Genomic DNA, 20502 nt, shown 5'->3' with positions numbered 1-20502 from the left:
GTCACGCTCCTACTTCAACGTGCAAAGCTGAGTTATTATTGGTTGGTAGACTCGCCTTCCAGTCGTCTAGTGTCTGCTGATTGGACCCCGTGTCTGGTGATGTGTCGGCAGCGTTGGTATTAGCGTCGACTGCCTCGCTGCTGGTCGATTGTGTGGTTGTCGACGTGTCGATAACAGGGTTTTCCCGATATCGTTCCAACCCGGCCTCTGCCCACTCGAGTGGGGACTGATGAAGATTTCGAGGTCCGTAGGAGACTCCAGCTTTCGCGTCTGAAGCTGCGCGCTTCCCGCCTCTTTTCGCACCAGAGCCTAGTCCTTTGCCTGCATCAACTAAGCGCGGGGCTTTCGACGCTGCTGTACTCCCAACTGCTGCTTTCGTTTGGCCGACGCGTGATCCCACGCTGCTGGCAGCACTGCTCGCCCTTCCACCTGTCTTTCTGTCGCCCCATCTGGCCCCTCTCGACCCCCCATACCTCGCTTGCTCCATCAGTTTAGTGCGTCGCGACTTCCCACCCGATTGGGTCGATGAAGAGGGTTGCGTTTGAGAACTCGAGCTACTCTTTGCACTCCGACCGAGGCCTCTCGGCGACATTCCAGCCATCATGGCCGCTTTCAGCCCGACGGCCGCGGGGGCGACCAGCCCGATCAGCCAGAAGAGCATTGCTTCGATAAGTTCGCCAAACTCTGCCTCAGTTGCTTGCTCGCCCTGGACAGCGACATCCGAATACGCCCCGACGGCTGCCGCACCTGTCTGCAACAGCCCGGCCATCACGATTCCTGCGAGCAGCATGTACGCTGTCGCCCGCAAGAGCGTTTTCGCGATCGACGAGCTGTGGCGAAGCGGACCGAAATCCAGGTACAACATGGCCCCCAGAATCGGGAGCAAAATGAACGTCGCGTGGAACAAGAACTCTCGAAACACAAAGACCCCGAGGGCGAGCAAGATACCCGCGACGGAGACTAAGCTGATGATGATCCCACCGATGATGGCACCAGCGCCTAGCGCGGCTGTCCCGCCGAATCCAGCCTCGAGAATCTTTGGGCCGAACGCAGCGCCATAATCATCGGCATAGACATGCAGAATAATCGCATTCGTCAAAAGGAGACTAAAGTGCATGATCTGGCGGGCAACGGCCACGAAGATGATCACCTTCAACGTTTTCCAGACCAGCATGAAATTCGTCACCTCACGTCGGTCGGCGAACGGCTTGGAGGCGATCCCAGCCATGAAGACGATCACCAGCAGTTGAGGGAAGATATCCAGATTGTGCTGGAAGGCACCCTGCATCGTCGGGTCATTATAGGGACTGTCAAAGATGATGAACGAACGAATGCCGTTCGCAATGAGGCTACTGATGAACCCAATGATTCCGGACAGGATGTAGGTGAAAAAGTCCGAGACCCAGCCGGAGATAAACGCAACGGTGAGGGGGACGCCGTCAACTGGAAGGAAGGCACTGTTCTTCTGGGCCGGCACCAGTGTCGTGGGGTCAACGCTTTCTGTGATGCTTGTGATCGAAACGGGCAATCTGAATCCGGTCATGGGTTGGGTGGGATCTCTGTTATAGTTGTCAGCGTGGAAGCGGTGGAGTGGGTGTGCACCCACACTGTGCTGGATCGAGTTCGGACAGTCATTTGTTTGCACCTCTCAGATACGCGAACGGAATGTATAAGATCACAAATGCGATGATCGAGACGAACGCCCCAGTGAAGCTCATCAGTAGCTGGTAGATGTTGAACGCCTCTGGCTGGAACGTGACCTGGGCCTCAGCTGGACTGTAGTACGCCTCCTCTGATGGATCAGTCTCGCCCGTGAACGAAGCCGTCACGTAGAGGTCACGCCGTTCGACGACTGTGGTTCCGTCCGAGTCGGTCGTCACCTGTCCCTGGGCAGCCCCGTGGAGCCAGAGTGTCTCGTTGCCAAGCGCTTCGCCGGTCTCCTCCTCGAACAGGTGGAGCTCTGCGTGCGTGTCGTTGAGGATCGCCGTCTCGAGCTGAGCGGCGCGCTCTTGGACAGTCTGTGTCGACACCGGGATTGGATCGCCGTGGATATCGCGAATCTCTGTGATCGGCTGTTCTGCATTTGTAATGGTGAGCGTCGTCTGTCCACGCGGTTCGACCGAGGAGAGATTGACGTCCCTATCGAGCGATGCTGGTTCGGATGCGAAGCTGAAGCTGTTCGAACTAGCTAGTTCTGGTGGGTTCGCGATGCTGGTATTCTGTTCTCCATCAAGTGTAGGCCGATCTCGCTGTGCGGCGAGTTGCTTCTCGAGGACGTTCGGGAACGGAACGGTCTCCTGGTGGGTCGCTGGCGCTGGAAGTTGTTGCTCGAGCGTCTCATTCCCTGTCGACACTCCCGACGATGCGTCGTTGAGCACTGGTACCGTCGTATTGGACTCGGTTTGATCCGGCGAAATCGGTAGCTCATCACCTGGCCGATGACCCCGCGTGGCGGTCTCATACTGGCGCTGTGAGTAGACGCCCCAGATATTCTCGATCTTGCCAGCGCCTTCTTCGAACGTCGCAGTACTCCAGAGCCGACGGTCATGGAGCGTCTCCGCGCCATCGAACTCGAGGATGAGCCGGTCGATGCCGTCGTCTGATTCGATAATCGTCTGCTCGATCGACAGCTCTTGGTTCGTCGTGACGACAACGGGAGCCTCGTCTTGAACCGTGTGGGAGAGTTCGAGTGTCTCATTGTCGGTTGTATTCGATAGCACCCAGTCAGTCCCCTCACGGACGTAGGTGGTCTCCTGGACTGCAAGTCTCGAGGTGATCGTCGCTTCCATCTCCATCGTTGTCGGCCCGCTCGCGTCCGCGTCCGCGTAGTCGAGCTGGTGAGACGTCTCTGGATCGCCACTCCATGACTGAGACCCGATCTCGAGTGCCCGGTTGGTTTCTTGATCGAGGAGTGTGACGTTGAGGCAGGTCCGGGTCTGGTCGGTCGTGACGCAGGTCCCCTCCGGGATGCGAGTCGCATAATCAAGGTGGGTGAGGACCGTCCCGTCACGCGGTACCAGCAATAACTCACTCTCATTCCCGTACTGGTCTCCTGCGTCCGACTCGAGACGGGTTTGTGTTCCCTCTGCCGTCCCAAGGATCGTTACGTGAGCATCCGTGACGAGCGTACCATTCGATCGTTGTGAGTCGGGGAACCAGAGACTCGTCGACTCGTTGCGCTCGACCGACTCGAGTTGCTCAAGGCGGTACTCTTGCAGTGTCTGCTGATCCGGGCCGACCTGATACGGGGGTTGGGTCGTCGAGTAGGAGAAATCGCGGGTCTGACTCAGCTCTGCTACCGAGATATTCCCTTCTTCATCGACGTCCTCGAGGTCTGGGAGTACGAACGGTGGGACTGAGCCAGCTTCAGGATCCGGTTTATCGGAGATGAAGACGTCTGTGTCGTTGGCCGTCGTCTCCGCGGTGGACATCGTCGCTGCACCACTAATTGAAAGCGTCATGGTGACAACGAGCAGCAGTACAAGCGACAATCGTTGGCCATCCATTCGTGGTGGGGTGAAAGGGGGTCGATTGGGGGTAAGTCGTGATTCTATTAGCTGTGCTACTTAGAAGGCGATCCAGGGTGTAACCATCCCCGGGGCGAGGTTTTCGAAGAGCGTCACGAACACGTTGTAGCTAACTGAGAGGACGATCATCCCAGCGCCGCCCCACATACCTCGCCAGCCCCACTGGGCACGGTCGGCATGTTTGCGGGAGACGAACCAGGCAGCGGCACCAACGAGAAAGACGATGACACCGATCTGGCCGAGTGTCGTTGCGACGAATGACTCAATCTCCGACAAGGAATTGTTGATCTCGCTCTGCTGGGCAGCAGCTATCCCAGTAGTTGCAATGAATGCGAACAGGACGGTCAGGACTCGAGCACCTTTCGTTTTGCGTGCCATACTCGCTCTCTTAGGTGCTAGTATTTAGATTTAATCCTAGATGCAGGTATGGATACAAGTGAAGCGATCACTGTATATAGTCACAGGCAATTGCCCATGCTCCGAGGATGACTGGCGGCCACACGATTGCCCCAATGAGTCCAAATTCGGGGCTCAATCCAAAGTCGGCCCAGGCAAATGCCGTTATCGCAGCGGCCACGATTCCCAGTACACTCGTGACGAGGAGGGGTTTTGAGATGATTACCACACTTCCCAGAAGCGTCGCTCCTACCAGGAGTACAGTCTCTCTCCCCACTGCCATCGGGGGATATCCTCCGGAGAGCGCGATTAGTCGAGCAACGAGGACGATCCACAGAGCGATTACCAGCGCAGCAAAAATCCCGCGTGCAGTTGCTCGCAGTGACCCAACCGTATACACGCGCGGGCCATCACCGACCCAGTCGCCAGTAAAGATATCGTGGTCGTGTTGGGTCTGGTGGCATGGTTCACACAGTGTTTCCAGATTCGACAGCCGGTTCGATCCACCCTTCGACAACGGAACGATGTGGTGGGCGTGGAGCCGAACCCCCTCGTCACCCGCATGCGGGCCGCTTTGTCGACCGCACGCTTGGCATGTCCAGTTGTCATGGCGGTATACCATTTTTCGGCGGGCTTCCCAGTCTGGCGGACGATTCCCTGAATACGCATCAGGATCGTCGTAGCGTGACTCAATCTGGGCCTCGAGTGTACTCATTCGATATCGACCCTCGCTTGCAGCTCGCCAAAGTCGTGCTCGACTACCGATATTGTGATCTCGAGAACCCAGCCGACCTCAGTAACCCCCTTGAGCACGCTTTTGTCAGTGTCCGAACCAAGACACCCAGCTACCCCGGTCCCGGTGAAAGCGGCGCTTGACCTAGTGAGGACTCCCCGACGACGCATATAATCCGACAGTTTGTGTCCGAACACATATAGTTACCTGGACAAATGGCAAGGGCGTTACCCCACAATGTATATAATTCTATGCGCTGTGGGGTAACGCAGAACCGGGATGACCGCAGAGAAACCAGAACCTCCCGATCTTCCAAAGACCCTCCGCGAGCCACTCGAACGCCAACCACCCGACCGCCTCGACCAAGTGAGTACATATGCTGACCAACTTGCCCACTGGAAACGCTCCGAACGCGAGCGTGAAGTCACTGAAACTCGAGAACGTGACTCAATCACTGACGATGAACAAACCACCCTCGAAGAACGGGGGATTTCGACCGATCCCACTGACTATGAGGGAGTAGCCACCAGTGGTGCGTACATCACGGTCAAGGAAACGAAACCCGGCTACAAATATTATTACTGGCAGTGGCGCGAGGGGAATTCCTGGAAGAACAAGTACATCGCACCCGTCGATCCAAAAGACTCCACAAAGTAATTATTGAGACTCAGGTTTGCAATTGACCTCCTCCCGCACCTAAAATCACGGGTAATGACCATATGTGTCACTCCTGTAAGAGAGTGGAACCTTGCCCTTCGTAACGGAGAAAACCATAAAAACACCTAACTCTGAACACCAGTTTCATCATTTGTTATCGAAACTGCGTCAAACTGTCCGCAAAGATATTGTTCTCCGCGTTGAGTCAGCCGATATTTTCCTCGTTCGATCTTTTCAACGAAGCCATGGTCAGCCAATTCGATCAAGCGACGGTTTACCTCTTTCTGACTGCAACCGGTATTGAAGGCGATAATCGATGGCGTCAATGTCAGATTAGAACCGTGCATTATCTCCAAGATTTTATCGTCCATTGGTGTCATCCAATCATCCTGTTGGCGGATACGATCGGGGTTATTCAGTAATACCTGAGCCCACTCTGTTGTTCGGACATCGTTCAATACGGGATTATAGAAGCCGAAGATTACCAGAAGTGCAGCGATTCCGTGTACCCAATGGATGAGAGATGGCGCAAACAGTTCGGTGATTGGTCCGCCGATTACGGCTAAGACCAATCCAGCGACTGTGAGGAGGATGAACCGTCGGTATGCCAGTACTGATATCTCAAGCCAGAGAAAATACAACAACTCGAGCGAAACCACAATTCCGACTGCTAAATTGTATTCGGCAAAAAGTGTTAGTCCGCCCATGATAACTCACCCCCCGACTGATGCTGTCGAATTTGGTAGTGTCTCAGTATCAGCAGTCCAAGGAATACTGCAATAATCGTGTTTGCTGCGCTTCGAAGCACGTGCAAAACCAGTGTATTTGGCCCGACAATAAGCAACATTGTGTGATACATTGTCAAAATAAACATCACGAGTGAGAGAAGAGCAATTGCCAAACCAAATGGCGAGTTTCGGAAAATGCCCCATGATAGGAGTGCGAACACCCCGGCACCAGTACCGGTGATGAGTGCAAAAGGGATACCGAGGACCTGAATGTCAGGGGGTATCATATAATGATCTATGGATCTCCAAATCATTAAAATACGGCCTGAGATTGCATAGACAGCCAGATAGCACGAACAACTGATATCGGTGATCAGACTCCCAGTATCGTTCCCTGCATTATAAGAGCAGGCACGTGTGCACTCTTCAGAACATCGGCGATGTTTTGTGGATAGTTCGACTTCACAGTCGAAGTCCTTTCGAGAGGTGTCTCATCATTCGACACTAATACTACCTTAGAGAAGGGAGCGGGGGACTGGCTCAGCTATGCGCCGAAGAAAATGCCGATTTAACTCACCCCAACAGTTTCTGCAACGGCCTCACCGATTAGTCATACCATGGGGCTTGGTGGGAGTATTACTCCTCACCGTTTAGTCGGATTGTCATGCGGTATGGATAACAAAGTCGGTTGTCGCCGACGGATCGAGTGCAATGGCACTAACTGAAATCGACCACGTCAGCGAGAACGAAGAGATGCAAGAATGTATCGACAGCTGTCTTGAGTGTGTCCAAGCATGTGAATGGTGTGCCGACGAGTGCGCCGGCGACGAGGATATGGCCGAGTGTCTCCGACTTTGCCGGGACGTGGCCGACCTGGCGAGCATGCACGCACGGTTCATGGCTCGTGATTCAGGGTATAGAACGGATATCGCTGCGATCACCGCCGACGCTTGCGAAGCGTGTGCCGATGAGTGCGAACAGCACGACGCCGAGCACTGCCAGGTCTGTGCAGAGGTCCTCCGAGAGTGTGCGGAGACCTGCCGGAACATGGCGTCAGCCTAAGGTCCCAGTCCATCGCGATTCGTCGGCCTGAACGCCAACTACTCGCGATAAACCGGTATAGCATTGGCACATGGATACGATAACAAAACTCACTACTGGCGGCAACAGTGCGTTTGGCTGCTGGCTGATCGTGGCTCCATTCGTCTTTAATACGCCAGCGGTCGGTCGCTGGAACGACGTGCTTGTCGGCACTACAATCGCTCTCGTTGCCGGCTATAATTACACGAGGGCTATCAGACGACGACCTGTGAATATGCTCGGCGCAGGATTCGTCACGGTTCTCGGATGCTGGCTCATCGTTGCACCGTTTGTTTTTGGCCTCGAGAGCTCACCGATCTGGAACGACATCATCTCAGGAACCATCGTGGCGAGCTTTGGAAGCTACAACACCTATGTCGCAACTATCGCCGACCGTAGTCCCCCCTTCCGTATGACTGCCGAATAAGGAATACGATGTGGAGATACTCAACCAGTCATCCGATAAACAACTAAAGATCCACACATAAATAAAATCTTATAAACACATTCATGCAATACAAACAACTCACGGAGTACGGTGCGATCGGCGATGGAAATACGGTCGCTCTGGTTGGTTGCGACGGTTCAATCGATTGGTGTCCGCTCCCGCACGTTGAGTCGCCGAGCGTCTTCGCCGCAATACTTGATGCCGACCGCGGTGGTCACTTCGCCGTCCGACCGACACAGTCATTCGAGTCCATCCAACGATACCGTGATCGGACTACCGTCCTCGAAACGACGTTTCAGACCGCCGACGGCAGCGCGACGGTAACGGATTTCATGCCTATCGCCGAGGCGACCGAATTTGCCGACCGACCGCCAGCCGTTTACCGAAAGCTCGAGTGTGACAATGGTCCACTCGAGTTTGAAGTCACGTTCGAGCCGCGGTTCGACTACGCGCGAGAGGTGCCCATCATCGAACTGGCGGCTGACGGCGTGGTCGCAATCGGTGCCAACGAACGAGCTATCCTCTCAAGCGACCTACCGGTCCGACCGTCAACCGATGGCCACGGGGCAAGCGCGACGGTGACGCTCGAGGCTGGCGAGACGCGCTGGCTAGTCCTCGGCTACGATGAGTCGATTCCACTCGATTCTTCGCACCATCAGAAGATGCTCGAAGGAGTCGTCGATTACTGGCGGGAGTGGAGCCACGATTGTAATAAGACAGATTGTTCCCTCGATAGCCCATGGCACGATCTGGCGGTTCGGTCGTCGCTCGTTCTCAAGCTCCTCATTCACAGGGGGACAGGCGCGGTGTGTGCAGCTCCAACGACCTCGATCCCCGAGGATCTCGGGGGCGTTCGTAATTGGGACTACCGGTTCAACTGGATCCGCGACGCAGCCTTCACTGTTCAGGCACTGGCCGAACTGGGCCATCTCGACGAGGCGCGCTCGTACTTCCAGCTGTGTCTCGACCACTGTCGAAATCACGATCCTGCGGACGTTCCACCGGTCTACGGCCTCCACGGCGGCGACGACCTTGAGGAACGCGTCCTCGATCACCTCGAAGGGTATCGTGGATCGGCCCCCGTTCGTGTCGGGAACGCGGCCCGACAACAACGCCAACTTGACATCTACGGCGAGTTGATCCTCGCGATCTACGAGAGCGTCCGTTACGGCGAAGCGGTGACGACCGATGACTGGGCAGTCATGTGCGACCTCATCGACTACATCTGTGAGGGATGGGATCAGCCTGACGCCAGCATTTGGGAGCCCCGCAACGACCCGCAGCACTACGTCTACTCGAAGGTGATGTGCTGGACGGCCCTGGATCGTGGAATCAAGCTCGCCGAGGCCGCCGGCGACGACGTGTCGGCCCCACTCGAGCGGTGGCGGACGTGCCGCGAGGACGTTCGCAAGGCGATCCTAGAGCGCGGATATAGCGAGCGTGCGAACAGTTTCGTCCAGACGTTTGGCGGCGAGACCCTCGATGCAGCGAATCTCCTCATCCCGGTTGTGGGCTTCCTCCCGCCCGACGACGCTCGCGTCCAAGGCACAATCGACGCGACAATTGACCGCTTGGCAACCGAGAATGACCTTGTCCAGCGGTATGAAGGTGATGACGGACTCCCCGGTGAGACGAGTCCGTTCGTCGTCTGTTCGTTCTGGCTCGTCATGGCGCTCGCGCTGGCAGGGCGGACCGACGAGGCGACTGATCGCTTCGAGTCTATCCTCGAGTATGCCAGCCCACTCGGGCTGCTGGCCGAAGCGGTCGACCCCGAAACCGGCGAACAACGCGGCAATTTCCCGCAAGCATACAGCCACATCGGACTCATCAACAGCGTCCTCTATCTCGCTGACATGGACGACTCGAGCGGTGGATCACGGGCACCGCTCGGATGCGACGAGTGGACCGATGACAGCGACTTGAGCGGCGAGATCATTCGTCAACTGAACAAAAGCGAGAGGACAGATACCCAATGACCAACGACAAAAGACATAACGACTCGAACGAAGAACCGGAACCGGACGAACTAAGAGAGAAACACTCGCGAACCGACGGCGGTACACGACGCGCCGACGCCGACAGTAGTCAGAACGAAGAGAGCAGTGGTCGGGATCAGGATGACATCGAGCAGAACGGTAACGGATCGATGCGTCCGGGCGACATGATGCTCTCCCATCCGACGGAGGAGATCTGGCCCCAGTATGCCGTGATCTCGCTCGGACTCTGGCTCCTCGCGAGTCCACCGACGCTGGGCTATGGGAACGCGTTGATGACCTGGAGTACCGTCCTTACTGGACTCGTTCTGATTGCACTCGCTGGGATCACGATCTACTGGGAGAGTGGGTATGCCAACTACGCCAACGGCTTCGTCGGCCTATGGTTGGTGTTCTCGCCGATAGCATTCTGGGCGCCGACGGCCGCAGCGTACGCCAACAACTCCCTCGTTGGCGTCATGGTAATCACATTCACAGTTCTCATCGTAATGCGATCGGAGATGGAAGGGCCGGCCGTTCCACCAGGCTGGTCATACAACCCCTCAACGGGCGCCCAGCGTGCGCCGCTGATTGCGCTCGGGATCTTCGGCTTCTTCGCGTCCTGGTACATGGCTGCCTACCAGCTCGAGTACATCACCAGCGTCTGGGACCCACTGTACGGCTCGGGTACCGAACAGATCCTCACATCGAAGGTATCGGCTGCCTTCCCAGTCTCCGACGCCGGTCTCGGCGCGGTCGCTTACTCAGTCGAGGCTCTAATGGGATTCATGGGGGATCGGCGACGGTGGCGTACCATGCCATGGATGGTCGCGTTCTTCGGCGTTGTCGTGATACCATTAGGCTTCGTCCAAGTGCTGCTGGTCATCATGCAACCTGTCATGGTCGGGACATGGTGTACTCTCTGTCTCCTCTCGGCGTTCGGGATGCTGTGGATGATCTCGCTGACAATCGACGAGGTCGTCGCGATGGGACAGTACGTCGTCAGACTGATGCGCCAGGGAGATAGCCTCTGGACTGCCTTCTGGATGGGAGGAATGATCTCTGAAGAGGAGTCTGGCATTGACGAGACCGAGACACGATCGATCGGCGACTCACCAGTTAGCGAACCGTTCTGGGGTGTTTCGATCCCCTGGACTCTGCTAACCGCGATGGCACTGGGCGTCTGGTTCATGCTCTCGCCGACGATCTTCGGAACCTCGGGAATCATGGCCGATAGTAGCCATCTTGTGGGTTCATTGATCGTCTCCTTTACTGTAATCGCAACTGCCGAACCTGCTCGTGGGATTCGATTCCTCAACATCCCGCTCGCTGTGTGGATCATCATCGTGCCGTGGTTGATCGCTGGCGTCCCGACGATCGCCGCAATTAACGCCACTGTCACCGGAACACTTGTCCTGATCCTCAGCATTCCACGTGGTCCAATCGCGGACCGCTACGGCGGCTGGGAGCGCTACGCCACTCTCGAATCGGTCGACCGACTGAATCCCCTGAGTAACTAACCATGTCCAACACAACCGACTCAGAAGTCGTCGTTATCACAGGCGCATCAGCCGGCGTCGGGCGAGCCACTGCTCGTTCATTCGCCGAACGCGGCGCGAAGATCGGCCTGCTCGCGCGGGGCGAGGACGGACTTGAGGGTGCGCGAGAGGACGTCGAGGGAGCTGGCGGCGAAGCGATTGTTGTTCCGACAGATATTGCCGACCCCGAGCAGGTTGAGGCCGCAGCCGAAACTGTCGAAGATGCATTCGGCCCAATTGATGTGTGGGTGAACGATGCGATGGTATCAGTGTTCTCGCCGGCCGCGGAGATGACCTCTGAGGACTACCGCCGCGTCACTGAGGTCACGTACTTGGGCTACGTCTATGGGACGCAAGCCGCACTCAACCGAATGCGACCTCGCAATGAGGGAGCAATCGTCCAAGTCGGATCGGCACTGGCCTATCGCGGCATTCCGCTCCAATCAGCCTACTGTGGGGCGAAACATGCAATCCAGGGATATACAGAATCTGTGCGAACTGAACTTATTCACGACGACTGTAACGTACAACTCTCGATGGTACAGATGCCCGCAATGAACACCCCACAATTCGAGTGGTCAAAGAGTCGCCTGCCACAGAAACCTCAGCCAGTGCCCCCGATCTATCAGCCAGAGGTCGCCGCTCGAGCGATCATGTGGGCTGTCGATCATGGCAAGGACGAACTATGGGTCGGGCGCTCGACAGTAAAGGCGATTCTGGGCAACCGGCTAATCCCAAGGCGGCTTGATAACTACCTCGCAAGTGGAGGCTATGATTCTCAGCTGACCGACGAGCCGGTCGCACCTGACCGAGAACATAACCTCTACAAGCCAGTGGCAGGCGACTTCGGAGCTCATGGACCATTTGACGACCAGGCACGTGATTACAGCTATCAGTTACAGGCATCGATGCATCGACGCCTGCTTGCCCTCCTCGTTGGTCTTCTGGCAACAATTGTGAGTGTGGTTCTCGGTCAGCGCATCTTCTCTGATTGAGTACTTATAATCAGCTATTGTTAATGGTCATCTTCGTGGCCCCCGTCCCCGTCTTCGCTACTTTCGTGTCCACCGTGCCCGCTGTCACCACCGCTTCGAACCATCTCATTCAGTTCGCGGATCTTCTCGCGAGTACCGTCGGGTAATTCAGACTGCGGCTCGGCCATTCCAGACTGGTCGTCGAGCTGGGGATCACCGACGACAACGCACCCGAGCATCCCTGTGTTTTCGTGTGGGCGACAGTAATAGTCATAGACTCCTTCGGTTTCGAACGTGTGTTCAAAGGTTGCCCCTTGGTCATCGATTTCCCCGCTATCCCATGCCTTAGCGTCATCAGGAATCCGCTGGGGCTTGTCGTTCGCCGGTGCATAAGCGGTCGTCGTATGAGAACCGCTCTCGAGCGTCCACGTGATCGTCTCTCCAGATTCGATTTCAGCGACATGGGGCTCGAAGTGAGTTCCAGAGTCATTCGTCATCATTGTCACTTCGGCTGCACTCTTAGACGTACTCTCCGTTTCATCAGGGCTGCTCTCATTTCCAGAGTTTGAATCCGTTTCATTGCTCTCATTGTCGGAATCCTCGCTCGAGTTAGTAGCCCCCTCATCCGAGTTGGTATCGTTCTCCGATTGGCCGTCTTCGGTCAGACAACCGGCAAGTCCAGTTACAATTGTCCCACTAGCTATCCCAAGTACGTGCCGCCGAGATGGCTGATCGCTCATTGTGAGTGCTAAATTGGCGATTCGTCTCCTCTGGTTTCCTTATTCGGCGTATAATGTCAAAAACACCTATTTGATAGCATCTCACAGGATACTCAATCCTACCCCATCTGCTTATCTTCGTGAAATTGGGCCTACTCTTATTCGGAAAATTAACCGCTCCTCTTCGCCAGTGACAATTAAACCGGCTCATTAGGATCGTGATTATTTGCCATCCGTCTGACTTCGCCGGCGTACCGCTCTCGCACGTCTAGATCCTCGACGGTCCCCAGATCGCCAGGGGAGACATCTTTGGCAGCAGCCACCGTCTCCAGCGCCTGTGACGCGACCTCTTTCCGGTAGACTCGGTCTCCCTCGGAAGTCGCGTACTTGAGAATGATGAGATCTCGGTTATTATACCCCCGTTCAACGAGCCACACGCGAACTTCGTCCGACTTCGAGGACATGGATGCTCAAATGAGAACTACGAGTTTACCATTTAGCCCTGATATACCGATCGATAAGTGGTATCCTTGTGATTGGTACGGGCCGGTCTATATTCTACTGCTCGTATGGGACCTCACGAACCATTCCCCGTTTCCATATGATATAGATGGTGACAGTGGAAAAACCACGCACCAGGGTTTCCAGCGACGAAATCGATCGTGATCTCACCCATGTGACCAGGTTGCACCTTCAGTGACGTCCGCATCAGACTGATCATAGTCCAGTAGTGCCCGGCCAGCCGACGTCGATTCATCGACGAGCCTGATCCGGATCGGCCACGTACTTGGGGATCGCGTCTCAACGACAACATCGTATCGCTCCCTGGGCCGATTTCAAGCGTATCGACGGGGACGGGTTTTGGCCCTGGAATGATGAACGGCCGGAACGGTGGATGGGTTGGTGGGCTGCCGTTCGTCGGCGGGACACTCGGAATGCTGGGGCTGGTTAGTGACTGCTCTACTGGGCACTGGATCGAAGTAATGCACCTCCCAAGAGTGATGAATAGCTCGGGAACTACAGGTCGCGGGGCTGGACCGTTTTCCGGTCGTTCGCTTCGGTACGCTCGGCGGCGTCGTTGAGCAGTTCGGCGACTTCTTCGTTGAGAGCGTCATAGAAATCGGCCGAGACGTTGTGGTGCGACAGTGCATCCTTCACAGCTGCTTTGACAACTAGGTCAGACATTCCATCGCGGAGTTCTCTTGTCCGTTATGTAAAAGATTCGAGATTACTCACGTTGAATTCCGACCAGGTACTGCCGATACGCACTCTGGACACTCGAGAGGACTTATTCAACCTATCAGAAGTAGGGTAACAGACGGATGCACGATATAACTGGATTTCAGCGGGACATCTTGTATGTAATTGCAGGCCTCGAAGAGCCACACGGGCTTGCAGTCCAGTCTGAACTTGACGACTATTACGAATAAGAGATCAATCCCGGGCGGCTCTATCCGAACCTTGATGACCTCGTCGATAAAGGCCACCTCAAGAAGGGTGAACTCGACAAATGGACGAACGTGTACACGGTCACACAGAGTGGACAACGCGAAACCGAGGCACGGCGTGAGTGGGAAAACGAGTACCTGGAAACCGTGGAATCGGTAACCGTATAGCGATATCCATCTAAATCGCACAGACTCGCCGGTTGCTGTCCACCAACCGGACTCAACCGAAAGAAGCCTCCCGAAGCGATTAAGGAGAGTTTTAGTCTGCAGTTTGAGCGTCAGTAGGTGGTGTCACTCCTGGAACATCCGGGAGGGAAAGATCCATGCGCCGGAGCAGTTGCGCGTTGATGGCGACGATGACCGTACTCAGCGACATTAGCAGTGCACCCACAGCGGGCGACAGCAGAATCCCGATCGGAGCCAACACGCCCGCTGCAAGCGGGAGTGCGAAGACATTGTACCCGGCCGCCCAGACGATGTTCTCCTGCATCTTCCGGTAGCTCGCCTTGCTTAGTTTGACGAGCCGAACCACGTCCATTGGGTTGTTCTGTACGAGGATGACGTCGGCCGATTGGACGGCGACATCGGTGCCGCTTCCGATAGCGATTCCGACGTCGGCCCGCGTCAGCGCCGGCGCGTCGTTAACGCCATCGCCGACCATCCCCACAAGCTTACCCTGGTCCTGGAGCTCCTGGACTTTCTTGTCCTTGTCCTTGGGGAGGACCTCCGCAAACACCGTGTCGATGCCCAGTTCGTCGGCGACGGCGTTAGCGACATCCTGGGAGTCACCAGTCAGCATCGCTACTTCGATGCCCAGATCATGCAGGGCGTCGACGACACGGAAACTCTCCTCGCGGATCACGTCGGCCATCGCGAACGCGGCGATCAACTCTCCTTCGCGAACGAGATACACCACGGTCTGGGCGTTCTGGCCGGCTTCGTCAGCGAAGTGCTGGAGATGATCGGGAACGTCCCTATATAGTTGTGTAAGTAGATTCGGGCCGCCGACGTACACCTCGTTTCCGTCGACGTTTGCTCGGACGCCCCTGCCCTTGATCGCCTCGAAGCCGGTCGCGTCAGGAGCGGTGAGATCTCGCTCTTCGGCGGCCTCGTGGATAGCTCGTGCTATCATGTGTTCGGAGTCGCTCTCGACGGCCGCCGCCAGTGTGAGCGCCTCGTCCGCGTCGACGCCGTCGACGGTCGCCATGTCGACGACGCCGTGCTCGCCTTCGGTGAGCGTCCCCGTCTTGTCGAAGATGATGGCGTCCAGATTCCGCGCCTCTTCCATCGCGATACGGTCGCGAACGAGCATTCCATTACGAGCAGCGAGTGACGTGTTAATCGCGACCACCAGCGGGATGGCGAGACCGAGCGCGTGCGGACAGGCAATGACGAGCACCGTGACGACGCGCTCGATAACCGTTGCGTTGAACGAGACCGCGATCGTCCACGCGATTGCTGTCACGACTGCCGCCCCGAGAGCGACGTAGAACAGCCAGCCAGCAGCGCGGTCGGCCAACACTTGAGTTTGAGACTTGCTCTGTTGGGCTTCCTCGACAAGTCGCATAATGCCCGCGAGCGTCGTCTCCTCGCCCGTCGCACCGACGCGTACGCGGAGACTGCCGTCACCGTTGATCGTCCCGCCGATGACCTCGTCCCCCGGTTCTTTCGAGACCGGTTTCGACTCGCCGGTGATCATCGACTCCTCGACATCTGAGTCACCCTCTTCAACGATGCCGTCAGCAGGGACACTCGCGCCCGGCCGGACGAGCACGAGGTCGCCCTCAGAGAGGTCACTCACGGGGACTTCCTCGGTGTCACCGTCGTCGGTGATCCGTTCGGCAGTATCAGGCATCAGCTTCGCCAGCTCGTCGACCGCGCTTGAAGCCCGGCGCACTGACCGCATCTCGATCCAGTGGCCCAGCAGCATGATGTCGATGAGCGTTACGAGCTCCCAGAAGAACGCCGACTCCGTTGGGAAGAACACGCTGGCGAGGCTGTAGACGAATGCAACGCTGATCGCCATCGAAATAAGCGTCATCATCCCCGGTGACCGGTCTTTCAGCTCCGGCGCCGCCATCTGGAGGAACGGAACCCCACCATACGCAAAGACAATTACTGCGAATACAGGGTTGATCCATTCGCTACCTGGGAACGTTGGGACAGAGAATCCAAGCCACTCCTGCAGCATTTCGCTGTATAGGAGGACTGGAATCGACAGGAGTGTCGAGATGAAGAAGCGCCGACGGAACATCTGCTCGTGTCCTTCGTGCATTCCACCATGGTCGCCGTGATCATGTCCCCCATTTCCGTGATCCATGTGGTGCTCGGAGCGTTCATGCAGTTCCTGCTCAGCCTCATCTGCGTCCTCGGCTTCTTCCTCAAGCAGTGACTGCTCGGTCCGAGAGACCTCCTCGTCGGAGCCAGCATCACTTCCAGGATTATGGTCGTGGTGGTTACCGTGATCAGGTGGTTGATCCGGCGACTCCTCGGTGTCTTTTGAGTGATCGTGATTGTCCATGGAGTGGCTTCTTAGGCACTAGTTTGACCTAGAGGGAGTTGGGTGTGTGGGCAATTTGGAGTCCGCTGAGCAGATCACCTTCTTACGCTATGTTGAGCCAAGGCCGACAATTCTCTATCACTCTTCATCCTGTGAGGGCCATTCTCGTTCGTCAGATTCTACGAGACCGAGGAGTGTTTGTCGCCGCTTATCTATGTCTGCAAGTGCTGCGGTAAACTCCTCGTCAGAGACAGTCGGAAGTTCTTTTTCTCGGAGCGTATCAAGGTTTGGCGGCTGTGGGGAGCGATCAGCAGGCTCGATGAAAGAATTTTTGAGTGTTTCTAGATAGCTCTCGACACTCGATCGGGCGTTTTTAAGAATCGTGTTACTTGGATGTGATTGGTTAGAAAGCCCAAACTGGAGAAGTGACAATGCCTCGTCGAAGATGGCAACGCTCACAATCGGTGATTGGCCGGTTTGTTTGCTGTGGAAGTAATGGAGAATCGGATACGCCTTGTGATTCGACGTAAGCGTGTTCAGTTGAGTAGTAAAGGTGTTCAGAGGCAACTCAAGTCCCTCAAACTCCTCGCCGTTCCAACTCGTAAGTAGAATCTCGGTACCGTGTTCACCGAGTCCACTCACACCACTGGCGAAAGATCGTTTCTGCGTGACTGCACTCAGAACATTGAGAATATACGTTACGCTGAGTGTGACAAAGAGCATCCCGCTCGCCGTCGCAAGAGTCGTCAGAATCTGCCAGACACCTTCTTGCGGGGCAAAATCCCCGTTCCCTAACGTGAAGATTGTGTATCCAGAGAAATAGATCCAATCTGACCAGGAAACAGGATCTCGGTTCACGGTATCGATAATCGAGCTCTCACCACTCGCAAAGATGAACGCCCATCCACCCCAGAGCAGTGTAATCCACGTCGCTAGGCCAACAATAAGGATTATCGGCCCCGAAAGGGTAAGGATTCGTGAATCTGTCTCCCCAAACCGTCGTAACATTCGCCATACCGATGCCATCAACAGAGAGGTCAGCGGGCCGGCGCCTCCCTCAACCCAGAGTGTCGTCCAGAGGAGATCAACGATAACACTGGCAAGCAGGATTATACCGACTATGAGAAGTATTGGTTCCATCACTATCCACCTACCGGGTAGAATCGGGGGGCGTCTCGCTGCTGGAACGGTCTCATCTGAGAGGTTATCCCTGAATCACCTTGGCCCGTGATTAGTTGGCTGTTCATCAATGGTAGTCTCCTCATTGGGAAAACAGTGCTTCCACAGTCTCTATCATAGGTGTATCACTTACCGTATCTGGGCCTCAACGGAATTAGTTACACTAGCTCGTACATTTCTCAACGGGAAGGTTTCCTAAGAACCGGTAACACGATTCTTAGTCTGGTTACTCTTCATCACCCTTCCAGGTGACAGTCCGGCCCCACGTCGTCGCCTTGCCCCAAAGGCCAGAGCGCATACATTCCAGTTCGACGATCTGGGAGTTGTCGACGAACAGGTTGATCTCGGGCCCGAAGTTCTTGATGTACCACTCGAACATCTCCGGCCCGGGCGCCTCAAAGACGAGGTTCTCAATCCCAAGTCCGTTCGCAATCTGGTAGGCCACGTCGGTCCGCCACTCGTTGACCTCCTCGGTGATGCCCTCCGCCTCAACCATTAGGAGGTCCGCACCAGCCTCCAGGTGGCGCTTCCCCTCCTCGATGGCCTGCTCTGGGTCCTGCTGTCCCTGTTCCTCGAGGACATCCGGGTCCGTCGCGCCGCCAGCGCCGAATTGGACGTTGATCTCGGGCTTTGGATCGATCTCGTAGTCCTCCGCGACGATCTCCGTCATCCGCACCATATCGTCGGTCCCGATAGCCAGGAACCCACTGGAGAGCTCGACGATGTCGAAGCCGAGCCGTTCGGCCTCCTCGAAGTACTGCTCAACCTTATCGTTGTCTCGGACTAGAACATTCTCGACGTAACCGCCCGTGGACACCTTGACGTCGAACTCGTGGCAAACGTCGATCAGCTCCGTCACCGCCTCCTCGGGCATCAGCGCGAACGACCCGCCGCTGAACTTGTAGATGTCGACGTACTGCCCCATCGTCTCCAAGAGGTCACGCAGCTCGCGCGGGCCCATTGGGTCATAGTATGGCCCACGGATCTCCGTGATTCCCTTCTCTCTGGGCTTCTCCTCACGCTCGTTGTGGTGTAGGAACTCGAACGTACGGTCTACCATAATTCGATTGTGGCTTCGGTCTCTGAGTCCTTAGTGAGTAGGGCAGCAACCAGTTCGATCTATGCTTGAGGGGCGGGATCTGTCGTAGACCAAGGAAAACTAATCAGGTTGTATTAGTGAGTAATGCCACGCACCCTATGCCAGCAGGGTGACGAGATCGGAGACGGTTGTCGACTCCAAGTCTTTAACTGTTGCAACGATATTGTCACGGCGATCCTCGTCGAGTCTAGTGCCGGCCGTATCGTGGAATTTCGTTTCGACCTGATCCCAGCTCATCGGCTTCGTTGGATGGCCTTGGAAGGCGTCCTTCTCGACCACGTGAGTAGTGCCGTCCTCAAGTTCGACGGTTACGCGAGCGGGCATCTCCCCGGATTCAAACCGCTCGGTAAATGCCTCGTCCTCCTCGACGGTGACGTGCCGGAGAAGGTACTGGACATCATCTCGGGTGATGCGTTCTGGCTCGTACTGGGCGTTACCCATCTCCCGGTCGAGGAGTGCCGCTGCCAGCATGTACGGGAGCGAGTGGTCGGCCTGTGCCTTTGTCTCGACCGTGTGGCGATCACCCTCGCCGCCACCGATAATGAGCTTCGCACCCGCGAACGTTTCTAAATCAATGAGTTCCACGTCACTCCCATCGAGATCCTCTTGCTCCGCCAGTTCGATAACGCCTTCAACGGCAGACTGGGCGTACGTTTCAGCGACGTATCGCTTCGTCATGACGTCATGAACGCGCGTGCAGCCTGGATCGAGGTCGACCTCGAACTCACCGCTGATAGTCTGCTTCCAGCCCTTCTGCCCTTCAAAGAGATTCTTGGGCCCCTCCATCCCGTCACTGGCCAACAGGGCCGCGTAGACGGCGTTCCGGGCGGCATTGGCCGAGGCGATGCCCTTCCACTCGTTGATGCCGCCGGTGCGGGTTACGCGGAGGGCGTTATGGGCGGTTCCGGCGATGCCAATTGCGTCTCTGGTAGTCTCGACGTCGAGGTCGAGTACCTTCGCGACGCCGCAGGTCGCCGAGATGACCGTGTGGGTCACGTGGTCCCATCCTTTGTCACGGACTGGGGCATTCCAGGCGAGTTCCCCCTGGACCTCGTACGCGACACCGATACCTTCCAGGAGTTTCTCGCCAGAGGCATCGACGGTTTCGGCAGCAGCGACGACCGCGCCGATGTTGTCGCTCGGGTGGGGCGTCTCGCCAGGCGCGAGAAAGGAGTCCATGAAATCAAGATAGCGCGTCAGCGCAGTATTGTGCATCGCGACACCAACCGGCGATGCGGTCTCGCTACGTCCCCAGAGAGTACAGTCGTCGCCAGGATTAGCTCGCTGGACCGTCTGGTGGACGACCTCCACCGGATCTGCCCCAAGCGCATTGATCCCGATCCCGACCGAGTCGAGTATGCGCTTTTTCAGTTCCTCCTGTGTGTCCTCAGAGAGCTCCTCAGCGGAGACCTCTTGAACAAACCTGGCAAGTTCCTCATAGTGTTTAAGGAAAATATTTACCGATAAACGTAGTAGAGTCGGTAATGGGTCGACTCGACGAGA

The 20502-nt window shown here is 56.4% G+C and carries 19 protein-coding genes and 2 pseudogenes; 7 read left to right on the top strand and 14 right to left on the bottom strand.

Annotated features, from left to right (window positions below; all coding sequences use genetic code 11):
• Position 1: 1 nt before the first annotated feature.
• The 5 genes and pseudogenes from PGX04_RS00465 to PGX04_RS00445 form a co-directional block, all read right to left on the bottom strand.
• Complete coding sequence (locus PGX04_RS00465; protein ID WP_273736723.1) at positions 2-1543, bottom strand: TrbL/VirB6 family protein; 1542 nt, start codon at positions 1541-1543, stop codon at positions 2-4.
• An 88-nt stretch (positions 1544-1631) separates the two neighbouring features.
• A complete protein-coding gene (locus PGX04_RS00460) occupies positions 1632-3461 on the bottom strand; it encodes a DUF8186 domain-containing protein (protein WP_273736722.1) in 1830 nt (609 codons plus the stop codon).
• A gap of 105 nt (positions 3462-3566) precedes the next feature.
• Positions 3567-3905: a hypothetical protein gene (locus PGX04_RS00455; RefSeq protein WP_006111199.1), complete on the bottom strand. Its 339-nt coding sequence runs from the start codon at positions 3903-3905 to the stop codon at positions 3567-3569.
• Positions 3906-3972: 67 nt separating this feature from the next.
• Complete coding sequence (locus PGX04_RS00450; RefSeq protein WP_273736740.1) at positions 3973-4206, bottom strand: hypothetical protein; 234 nt, start codon at positions 4204-4206, stop codon at positions 3973-3975.
• Positions 4207-4377: 171 nt separating this feature from the next.
• Positions 4378-4545, bottom strand: a pseudogene (locus PGX04_RS00445) (HNH endonuclease); the annotation flags it as partial.
• Between the two features lie 390 nt (positions 4546-4935).
• Here PGX04_RS00445 and PGX04_RS00440 point away from each other — a divergent pair.
• Positions 4936-5313, top strand: a complete 378-nt coding sequence (locus PGX04_RS00440) for a hypothetical protein (protein ID WP_273736721.1) — start codon at positions 4936-4938, stop codon at positions 5311-5313.
• A 125-nt stretch (positions 5314-5438) separates the two neighbouring features.
• Here the strand turns inward: PGX04_RS00440 and PGX04_RS00435 are convergent, their stop codons facing one another.
• The gene (locus PGX04_RS00435; RefSeq protein ID WP_273736720.1) at positions 5439-6020 is read right to left on the bottom strand and encodes a helix-turn-helix domain-containing protein; all 582 of its coding nucleotides are present in this window, start codon (positions 6018-6020) and stop codon (positions 5439-5441) included.
• A 732-nt stretch (positions 6021-6752) separates the two neighbouring features.
• On the opposite strand from PGX04_RS00435, the gene PGX04_RS00430 reads away from it, so the two are divergent.
• From PGX04_RS00430 to PGX04_RS00410, 5 genes are all read left to right on the top strand, one after another.
• Positions 6753-7103, top strand: coding sequence for a four-helix bundle copper-binding protein (locus PGX04_RS00430; RefSeq protein ID WP_273736719.1), 351 nt, complete (start codon positions 6753-6755; stop codon positions 7101-7103).
• 70 nt (positions 7104-7173) lie between these two features.
• Positions 7174-7548: an SPW repeat domain-containing protein gene (locus PGX04_RS00425; protein ID WP_273736718.1), complete on the top strand. Its 375-nt coding sequence runs from the start codon at positions 7174-7176 to the stop codon at positions 7546-7548.
• Positions 7549-7631: 83 nt separating this feature from the next.
• Entirely contained in the window at positions 7632-9545 is a 1914-nt protein-coding gene (locus PGX04_RS00420) for a glycoside hydrolase family 15 protein (RefSeq protein WP_273736717.1), read from the top strand.
• Positions 9542-11062: a vitamin K epoxide reductase family protein gene (locus PGX04_RS00415; protein WP_273736716.1), complete on the top strand. Its 1521-nt coding sequence runs from the start codon at positions 9542-9544 to the stop codon at positions 11060-11062. Before PGX04_RS00420 ends, PGX04_RS00415 begins: the two co-directional genes overlap by 4 nt.
• Positions 11063-11064: 2 nt before the next feature.
• Positions 11065-12075 (top strand): SDR family oxidoreductase, encoded by a 1011-nt coding sequence (locus PGX04_RS00410; protein ID WP_273736715.1) that lies wholly within the window; start codon positions 11065-11067, stop codon positions 12073-12075.
• Between the two features lie 20 nt (positions 12076-12095).
• On the opposite strand, the gene PGX04_RS00405 is transcribed toward PGX04_RS00410, so the two are convergent.
• The 4 genes from PGX04_RS00405 to PGX04_RS00390 form a co-directional block, all read right to left on the bottom strand.
• Positions 12096-12794 (bottom strand): plastocyanin/azurin family copper-binding protein, encoded by a 699-nt coding sequence (locus tag PGX04_RS00405; RefSeq protein WP_273736714.1) that lies wholly within the window; start codon positions 12792-12794, stop codon positions 12096-12098.
• A 176-nt stretch (positions 12795-12970) separates the two neighbouring features.
• Positions 12971-13237: a DUF7967 family protein gene (locus PGX04_RS00400; RefSeq protein WP_273736713.1), complete on the bottom strand. Its 267-nt coding sequence runs from the start codon at positions 13235-13237 to the stop codon at positions 12971-12973.
• 113 nt (positions 13238-13350) lie between these two features.
• Positions 13351-13449: a multicopper oxidase domain-containing protein gene (locus PGX04_RS00395; protein WP_273736712.1), complete on the bottom strand. Its 99-nt coding sequence runs from the start codon at positions 13447-13449 to the stop codon at positions 13351-13353.
• A gap of 341 nt (positions 13450-13790) precedes the next feature.
• Positions 13791-13958 (bottom strand): DUF1931 domain-containing protein, encoded by a 168-nt coding sequence (locus PGX04_RS00390; RefSeq protein WP_273736711.1) that lies wholly within the window; start codon positions 13956-13958, stop codon positions 13791-13793.
• A 137-nt stretch (positions 13959-14095) separates the two neighbouring features.
• Here PGX04_RS00390 and PGX04_RS00385 point away from each other — a divergent pair.
• Positions 14096-14389: pseudogene (locus PGX04_RS00385) on the top strand (PadR family transcriptional regulator).
• A 91-nt stretch (positions 14390-14480) separates the two neighbouring features.
• Here the strand turns inward: PGX04_RS00385 and PGX04_RS00380 are convergent.
• The 4 genes from PGX04_RS00380 to PGX04_RS00365 all read right to left on the bottom strand — a co-directional run bounded on the left by PGX04_RS00380 (position 14481) and on the right by PGX04_RS00365 (position 20454).
• On the bottom strand, positions 14481-16496 hold the full coding sequence (locus tag PGX04_RS00380; protein ID WP_377042245.1) for a copper-translocating P-type ATPase: 2016 nt from the start codon (positions 16494-16496) through the stop codon (positions 14481-14483).
• A 363-nt stretch (positions 16497-16859) separates the two neighbouring features.
• Positions 16860-17861, bottom strand: coding sequence for a potassium channel family protein (locus PGX04_RS00375; RefSeq protein WP_273736708.1), 1002 nt, complete (start codon positions 17859-17861; stop codon positions 16860-16862).
• Positions 17862-18126: 265 nt separating this feature from the next.
• Positions 18127-18960 (bottom strand): phosphosulfolactate synthase, encoded by an 834-nt coding sequence (locus PGX04_RS00370; protein ID WP_273736707.1) that lies wholly within the window; start codon positions 18958-18960, stop codon positions 18127-18129.
• 135 nt (positions 18961-19095) lie between these two features.
• Positions 19096-20454 (bottom strand): MmgE/PrpD family protein, encoded by a 1359-nt coding sequence (locus PGX04_RS00365; protein ID WP_273736738.1) that lies wholly within the window; start codon positions 20452-20454, stop codon positions 19096-19098.
• Positions 20455-20502 lie beyond the last annotated feature (48 nt).

The organism is Natrinema soli, assembly GCF_028618695.1.
The sequence above is the reverse complement of the archived record's forward strand: the minus strand, read 5'-3'. Positions and strand labels throughout refer to the sequence as shown.